Below are 7,143 nucleotides of genomic sequence, written 5' to 3' on the forward strand. Positions count from 1 at the left end.
GCTCTTCAACCGGATCGAGGGCGACTACTTCACCATCCTCGGCATGCCCTTGCTGCCGGTGCTGGACTATCTGCGATTGAGGCGCATCCTGGCATCATGATTTTGACGGCGAAGGCGAAAGTCGCGGGCGTCATGGGCTGGCCGGTCGGCCATTCCCGCTCGCCCCGGCTCCATGGCTGGTGGCTCGACCAGTACGGCATCGACGGCGCCTATATCCCGCTGGCGGTCCCGCCCGACCGAGTGATCGACGCGATCCGGGCGCTTCCGGCATTGGGCCTGCGCGGGGCCAACGTCACCGTTCCCCATAAGGAAGCGGCCCTTCGCGCCTGCGACCGGGTCGATCCGGTGGCGCGGCGCATCGGCGCGGTGAATACGCTGGTGGTGGCCGAGGACGGCACGATCGAGGGCCGCAACACCGACGCCTTCGGCTTCATGGCGAGCCTGAAGGCCGACCAGCCGGGATGGCGCGCCGAGGCAGGCCCCGCCGTCGTGCTGGGCGCCGGCGGCGCGTCGCGCGCTGTTCTCGTGGCCCTGACCGATGCCGGGGTTCCCGAGATCCGCCTGCTCAACCGGACCGGCGCCCGCGCCGAACAGCTCGCCGCCGAACTCGGCGGTCCGATCCGGGTGATGCCGTGGGAAGAGCGCGAGGCGGCGCTGAGCGGCGCCGCCCTGCTGGTCAACACCACGACCCAGGGCATGGGTGGGGAACCCGGCCTCGACCTCCACCTGGAGCGTCTGCCCATCTCGGCGCTGGTGACCGATATCGTCTATATTCCGCTCCACACGCCCCTGCTGACGGCTGCTGCTGCCCGTGGCAACCCCATCGTGGACGGCCTTGGCATGCTGCTGCATCAGGCGCGGCCGGGTTTCGAGGCATGGTTCGGCCAAGTGCCGGAAGTAACGCCTGAGCTTCGCCGCTTCGTGCTGGAAAGCCTGTAAGAGGGTGTTCGCTCCGTGAAGGTCCTCGGCCTGACCGGCTCGATCGGCATGGGCAAATCGACCGCCGCCCGGATGCTCAAGCGGCTCCGCGTACCGGTCCATGACTCGGATGCCACAGTCCACCGCCTGCTGTCGCGCGGCGGCGCCGCCGTGCAGCATATCGAGCGGGAATTCCCCGGATCGGTGCGCGATGGTGCTGTGGACCGGGCTGCCCTCGGCGCCATCGTGTTCCGCGACACCAATGCGTTGCGCCGGCTGGAAGCGATCCTGCACCCGCTGGTCCAGCGCTCCCAGCGCCGCTTCCTCGCCTGCTGCGCCGCGCGCCGCGTCCCCGTCGCCGTCCTCGACATCCCGCTGCTCTACGAGACCGGAGCCGAGCGCCGCGTCGATGCCGTCATCGTCGTGACAGCCCCGCCGACGATCCAGCGCGCCCGCGTACTGGCCCGGCCGGGCATGACCCCGGAGAAGCTGGCCGGCATCCTGTCGCGCCAGATGCCCGACCGCGAGAAGCGCCGCCGCGCCGATTTCGTGGTGGCGAGCAGCCTCGGCCGCGCCCACACCTTGCGCGCGCTCCGCCGGATCGTCACATTGGCCAGGAACATCCCCGGCCGCCACTGGCCGCCCCGCTCCTTCACCCCGCTGAGAGCCCGACCGACCCATGCGTGAAATCGTCCTCGACACTGAAACGACCGGCTTCGATCCCCTGACCGGCGATCGCATCGTGGAGATCGGCTGCGTCGAGGTGATCAACTACATCCCGACCGACAAGCAGCTCCATCTGTATATCAATCCGGAGCGCGACATGCCGCCGGGCGCCTTCGCGGTCCACGGGCTGTCGGAGGAGTTCCTGCGCGACAAGCCGGTCTTCGCGGCGATCTGCGGCCAGTTCCTGGACTTCATCGGCGATTCGCGGCTGGTTATCCACAATGCCGAATTCGACATGAAGTTCATCAATGCCGAGCTGGTCCGGCTCGGCATCAAGCCGCTGCCGATGTCCCGGTCGCTCGACACCGTCGCGATGGCAAGGCAGAAGTTCCCCGGCGCACCCGCCAGCCTGGACGCGCTGTGCCGCCGCTTCGGCATCGACAATTCCAACCGCACACTCCACGGCGCCCTGCTCGACGCCCAGCTCCTGGGCGAGGTCTATCTGGAACTCCGGGGCGGTCGTCAGCCGGACCTCGTGCTGGCCGGCAACCGGGGCGAGGTCGCCCGCAATGCCGACGGCAGCGTCGTCAAGATCGAGCGCGCCCGCCGCGAACCGCGCCCCCACGCGCCGACGGCGGAGGAGCTGGAGGCGCATTCGGCGCTGCTGGGCAAGCTGAAGAACCCGATGTGGCTGACCGGCGCGTCGTGAGTCCCATCCGCTCGTGACGGTCTTCTTCACCAGCGACACCCATTTCGGCGACCACCGCGTCATCTTCATGTACGGCCGCCCCTTCGCCACGACCGGCGAGATGGACGAGTTCATGATCGCGCGCTGGAACGAGAAGGTCGGCCCCGGCGACACCGTCTGGCACCTCGGCGACTTCGCCGTGCGCGCGTCGGAGCAGCACGTGGACGACCTGCTGATGCGGCTGAACGGCCGGAAACACCTGATCACCGGCAACAACGACGCCCCCGCCGTCCTCAGATCGGCCGGCTGGGCCAGCGTCGCGGCCTATGCGGAGATCGAAGAGGACGGGACCAGGCTGGTCCTGTGCCACTACGCGTTCCGCACCTGGAACGGCATGCACCGGAAGGCCATCAACCTGCACGGTCACAGCCACGGACGGCTGGCCCCGATGCCGCGCCAGTTCGACGTCGGGGTGGATGCCTGGGACATGCGCCCGGTAACGCTGGCGGAGATCCTGGCGAGCCGCCCGGCGCGGAAGCCGTCCAAGAAAAAAGGCGCCGTGCAGGCGCCTCTTCCCCTGGATAAATAATAAGAAGTTGCCTGGTAAAGACGCGCCTGCCGTAGGTCGGCCTAAAGCGAAGCGGCAGCCGACATCGACGCGCCTGCTTGTCGGCTGCCGCTTCGCTTCAGGCCGACCTACAAGGTGAAAGTATAACTCCCGCCTACAGAATGAACTTCGACAGATCGGCGTTCTTCGCCAGATTGGACACGTGCTCGCGCACATAGCCCGCGTCGATCGTGACGCTGGTCCCGCCCCGGTCGCTGGCGTTGAAGCTGATTTCCTCCAGCAGCCGCTCCATCACGGTATGCAGCCGCCGCGCGCCGATGTTCTCGACGGACGTGTTGATCTCGGCGGCGAGGCTGGCCAACTCGTCGATCGCGTCGTCGGTGAAGTCCAGATCGACTTCCTCGGTCTTCAGCAGCGCCTTGTACTGCTTGATCAGGCTGGCTTCCGGCTCGGTCAGGATGCGGCGGAAGTCTTCCCGCGTCAGCGCCTTCAGCTCGACCCGGATCGGCAGGCGGCCCTGAAGCTCCGGCAGCAGGTCAGACGGCTTGGCGATGTGGAAGGCGCCCGACGCGATGAACAGGATGTGGTCGGTCTTGACCGTGCCGTGCTTGGTCGCGACCGAGGTGCCCTCGATCAGCGGCAGCAGGTCGCGCTGGACGCCCTCGCGGCTGACGTCGGCGCCGCCGCGCCCCTCCGTCCGTGCCGAGATCTTGTCGATCTCGTCCAGGAAGACGATGCCGTTCTGCTCGACCGACTGGATGGCTTCCGAGACGACCTTCTCCTGGTCCAGCAGCTTCTCGGACTCCTCCGCCATCAGCACTTCGTAGCTTTCCGACACCGCCATGCGGCGGGTCTTGGTGCGCCCGCCCAGGGCCTTGCCGAAGATGTCGTTCAGGTTGAGCATGCCCATCTGGGCGCCCGGCATCCCCGGCACGTCGAAGGTCGGCAGGCCGCCCATGCCCGTATCCGCCACCTGGATCTCGATTTCCCGGTCGTTCAACGTGCCCTCGCGCAGCATCTTGCGGAACTTCTGGCGGGTTTCCGGGGTGGAGTTGGTGCCGACCAGGGCGTCGAGCACCCGGTCCTCGGCCCGAAGTTCGGCCTTGGATTCCACTTCCTTGCGCAGCCGCTCCTTGGTCATCGTGATCGCGATCTCGACCAGATCGCGGACGATCTGCTCGACGTCGCGGCCGACATAGCCGACCTCGGTGAACTTGGTCGCCTCGACCTTCAGGAACGGCGCCTGGGCCAGCCTGGCCAGCCGGCGCGCGATCTCCGTCTTGCCGACGCCGGTCGGGCCGATCATCAGGATGTTCTTGGGCAGCACCTCTTCCCGGAGGCCTTCCGGCAACTGGAGCCTGCGCCAGCGGTTGCGGAGCGCTATCGCAACGGCGCGCTTGGCATCGTGCTGGCCGACGATGAACCGGTCCAGTTCCGAGACGATCTCGCGGGGGCTGAAGGAAGTCATTGGCTTTTCTTCGTCAGGAGCGCCAGCGGCGCTGTTCATCGGTACGATACTGTGGTCCGAGGTCGGTTTGAACCAGCCTGTCACTACATTTTTTCCACGATGACGTTGTGATTGGTATAGACGCAGATGTCGGCGGCGATCTTCATGGCCTTGCGGGCGATCGTCTCGGCGTCCAGACCCTCGATGTCGGCCAGCGCACGGGCGGCGGCCAGCGCGTAGCTGCCACCGGAACCGATGCCGATCAGGCCGTCCTCAGGCTCCAGCACGTCGCCGTTGCCGGTCAGCACCAGGCTGACATTGCGGTCCGCCACCGCCATCATCGCTTCAAGCCGGCGCAGGTAGCGGTCGGTGCGCCAGTCCTTGGCCATCTCGACGCAGGCGCGGGTCAACTGGCCCGGATGCTGCTCCAGCTTGGATTCCAGCCGTTCGAACAGGGTGAAGGCATCGGCGGTGGCGCCGGCGAACCCCGCCATCACGTCGCCGCCGGCCAGCCGGCGCACCTTGCGCGCGTTGGACTTCATCACGGTCTGGCCCATGGACACCTGGCCGTCACCGGCAATGACCACCTCGCCGCCCTTGCGGACGCACAGGATGGTGGTGCCGTGCCATTGGATCGGATCGTTGGAACTCATCGGGGTCTGGGCCTTCGGAAGAAAAACTGTCGGTAAACCGTATCGGTCGTCCCTGCGCTATGTTGGGGGAAACGTCAACCGCTTCAAGACTGGGCGTCCGGGTGTACCCTGAACCCTAACGGTCCGCGATCTCAAGCCGCAGGCGGTCCAGCGCATCGGCGATCGGGATGAACAGGTTCAGCCCGGCCGATCCCGCCCCTCCCGGCACCACGTAACCCGCCACCGCAAGTCCGGCCAGATTGCCTTGGGCATCGACCAGCGGCCCGCCGCTGTTGCCGCCCTGGATCGACACGTCGGCCTGGATCGTCTCCAGCCCGGTCAGCCGGTCGCGGCGGAAGGCGCTGACGATGCCGCGCGTCACGGTGCCGCGCAGCCGTTCCTGGATCGGCGCTCCGATCGCGTAGACCTCCTCGCTCACCGTCAGCGGCGTCGTCCGGATCGGCAGCGCCGGGAAGCGGGCGCCTTCGATCCGGACCAGCGCCACGTCGCGCACCTTGTGGCGGCGCTCGACCACGCCGGTCAGCGCCGTGCCGTCGTCCAGCACCACCCGCACCCGTTCCGCATTGCCGACCACGTGGTAGTTGGTCAGCACCAGCCCGTCGTTGCCGACCAGCACGCCGGAGCCGTGCCCGCTGCCGTTGGCGACCAGAACGGCGGCGCCGGTGACGCGCTCCACGTGGTCCTGGATCGGTGTCGTGAAGGCTGCCACCGGCGGCAGCCGGACCGACTGGAGCTTCGCCGCGTCGTCCACCAGCAGGGCGGTCGGCATGGGCTTAAGTCTGGCATCGGGAACGGTGTTGTCCACAGGCGGTTTCCGAATGCTTCCGGCACCCCCGCCGATGCCGCCGCCCCGCTCCAGCGCCGGCACCGACAGGTCGGCGTCCCGCGCCGCGAAGGCGGCGGCGCGGAAGTCGGGATCGGCCGCGAGGTTGGCGATGGCGCCCGCCATGGCCTGTTCGATCGCCAGGATCTTGCCGTCCTCCGTCGCGGACCCGCCGCCGGTATATCCACGGGTCGAGGTCCGCAGCACCATCCGCCGGTCCAGCCTCGAATAGACCGTCCAATCCACCTTGATCGAGGCCTCGACTTCCTCCCCGACGACGTCGGACTCGATCAGCCACCAGCCCATCTTGCGGCAGACATTCATCTTGACATCGGTGACCTGGGCTGAAACGACCAATTCGGCCCTTTCCTCGTCTTCCTCGCGCTCGAACAGCCGTCCGGGGTTGCCGGTGACGTCGTATCCGGCCGCACTCAGCTCCTCATGGAACATGTCGGCAACATCGCTGTGGTCCATCATTTCCCGCCCGGTGGTCCAGGTTATCGGGTCGAACGGTCCCAGACAGGTGAATCCAATGACATAGCCGCCGATCCGGTCGCCGCGCCGCAGCTTCGCCTGCAATTCCCCGAACCGGACCGGCACCGGGCGCGCCTCCGCCGGTGGGGTCAGCGGTTCCGCGATTTCGGTCTTCCGGACGTTGACGCCGCACCCCGCCAGGGGCAGAACGCACAGCCCAATCCACAATGTTATCCACAGGCGAATCGAAGCCATGCCACCCATCCAGCCAAAGTCCAAGCGCTGGCTGGGCCTAGCCTGCCATCGTATGCCGGGACAATCGGGCATTCCGCCGCGCGGACAACGCGACGCACCGTCCACAGCACCGCATCGCCCGCTGGCGTCGTCTCCGCCTTCCTGCTAAAACCGGGAGATGGACGGACTTCCCAACAGATCCGCGCGCCAGGCCAGCCTGAAGCGCGCCACCAACGAGACCCGGATCGAGGTTTCCTTGGACCTGGATGGTACAGGCGTGTACCGGATTTCCACAGGCGTCGGCTTTCTCGACCATATGCTTGAGCAGTTGTCGCGCCACAGCCTGATCGACCTGACGGTCAAGGCGGAAGGCGACCTCCATATCGACTTCCACCATACGACCGAGGACAGCGGCATCGCGATCGGCACCGCCTTCGCCCAGGCGCTGGGCGACCGCAAGGGCATCAGCCGCTACGGCGAAGCGACCATCCCGATGGACGAGACGCTGACCCGCGTGGCCCTGGACCTGTCGAACCGCCCTTACCTGATCTGGAAGGTGAATTTTACCCGCGACAAGCTAGGCGACATGGACACCGAGCTGTTCAAGGAGTGGTTCCAGGCTTTCGCCCAGGCCGCCGGCGTGACCCTTCACGTCGAGAACCTGTATGGCGA

The 7,143-nt window shown here is 67.1% G+C and carries 8 protein-coding genes; 5 read left to right on the forward strand and 3 right to left on the reverse strand.

Annotated features, from left to right (window positions below):
• Nucleotides 1-96: 96 nt before the first annotated feature.
• Genes AC5JJ6_RS34065 through AC5JJ6_RS34080 form a run of 4 tightly spaced genes read left to right on the forward strand, consistent with a single transcriptional unit; the run spans nt 97 to nt 2,861 of the window.
• Nucleotides 97-939 carry a shikimate dehydrogenase gene (locus tag AC5JJ6_RS34065; RefSeq protein WP_496046296.1) on the forward strand — a complete coding sequence of 281 codons (843 nt, stop codon included), beginning with the start codon at nt 97-99 and terminating at the stop codon, nt 937-939.
• Between the two features lie 15 nt (nt 940-954).
• The gene (coaE, locus tag AC5JJ6_RS34070) at nt 955-1,605 is read left to right on the forward strand and encodes a dephospho-CoA kinase (RefSeq protein WP_496046297.1); all 651 of its coding nucleotides are present in this window, start codon (nt 955-957) and stop codon (nt 1,603-1,605) included.
• The gene (gene dnaQ / locus AC5JJ6_RS34075; protein WP_496046298.1) at nt 1,598-2,293 is read left to right on the forward strand and encodes a DNA polymerase III subunit epsilon; all 696 of its coding nucleotides are present in this window, start codon (nt 1,598-1,600) and stop codon (nt 2,291-2,293) included. The genes coaE and dnaQ overlap by 8 nt, the downstream gene beginning before the upstream one ends.
• Nucleotides 2,294-2,306: 13 nt before the next feature.
• The gene (locus AC5JJ6_RS34080) at nt 2,307-2,861 is read left to right on the forward strand and encodes a metallophosphoesterase family protein (protein ID WP_496046299.1); all 555 of its coding nucleotides are present in this window, start codon (nt 2,307-2,309) and stop codon (nt 2,859-2,861) included.
• Between the two features lie 133 nt (nt 2,862-2,994).
• Here AC5JJ6_RS34080 and hslU read toward each other — a convergent pair whose 3' ends face one another.
• The 3 genes from hslU to AC5JJ6_RS34095 form a co-directional block, all read right to left on the reverse strand.
• The gene (hslU, locus tag AC5JJ6_RS34085; protein WP_044428557.1) at nt 2,995-4,308 is read right to left on the reverse strand and encodes an ATP-dependent protease ATPase subunit HslU; all 1,314 of its coding nucleotides are present in this window, start codon (nt 4,306-4,308) and stop codon (nt 2,995-2,997) included.
• Between the two features lie 83 nt (nt 4,309-4,391).
• A complete protein-coding gene (gene hslV, locus AC5JJ6_RS34090; RefSeq protein ID WP_496046300.1) occupies nt 4,392-4,940 on the reverse strand; it encodes an ATP-dependent protease subunit HslV in 549 nt (182 codons plus the stop codon).
• 115 nt (nt 4,941-5,055) lie between these two features.
• Nucleotides 5,056-6,492 (reverse strand): S1C family serine protease, encoded by a 1,437-nt coding sequence (locus tag AC5JJ6_RS34095; protein WP_496046301.1) that lies wholly within the window; start codon nt 6,490-6,492, stop codon nt 5,056-5,058.
• Between the two features lie 157 nt (nt 6,493-6,649).
• Between AC5JJ6_RS34095 and hisB the strand changes: the two genes are divergently transcribed.
• A partial coding sequence (gene hisB / locus AC5JJ6_RS34100) for an imidazoleglycerol-phosphate dehydratase HisB (protein WP_496046302.1) occupies nt 6,650-7,143 on the forward strand: 494 nt, incomplete at its 3' end.

The organism is Skermanella sp. (assembly GCF_059503625.1).

Excerpts from the sequence above, each read along its gene's own strand:
- dnaQ (WP_496046298.1), top strand. The coding sequence starts at position 1,598 with ATGCGTGAAATCGTCCTCGACACTGAAACGACCGGCTTCGATCCCCTG.
- hslU (WP_044428557.1), bottom strand. The coding sequence starts at position 4,308 with ATGACTTCCTTCAGCCCCCGCGAGATCGTCTCGGAACTGGACCGGTTC.
- AC5JJ6_RS34065 (WP_496046296.1), top strand. The coding sequence starts at position 97 with ATGATTTTGACGGCGAAGGCGAAAGTCGCGGGCGTCATGGGCTGGCCG.
- hslV (WP_496046300.1), bottom strand. The coding sequence starts at position 4,940 with ATGAGTTCCAACGATCCGATCCAATGGCACGGCACCACCATCCTGTGC.
- AC5JJ6_RS34095 (WP_496046301.1), bottom strand. The coding sequence starts at position 6,492 with ATGGCTTCGATTCGCCTGTGGATAACATTGTGGATTGGGCTGTGCGTT.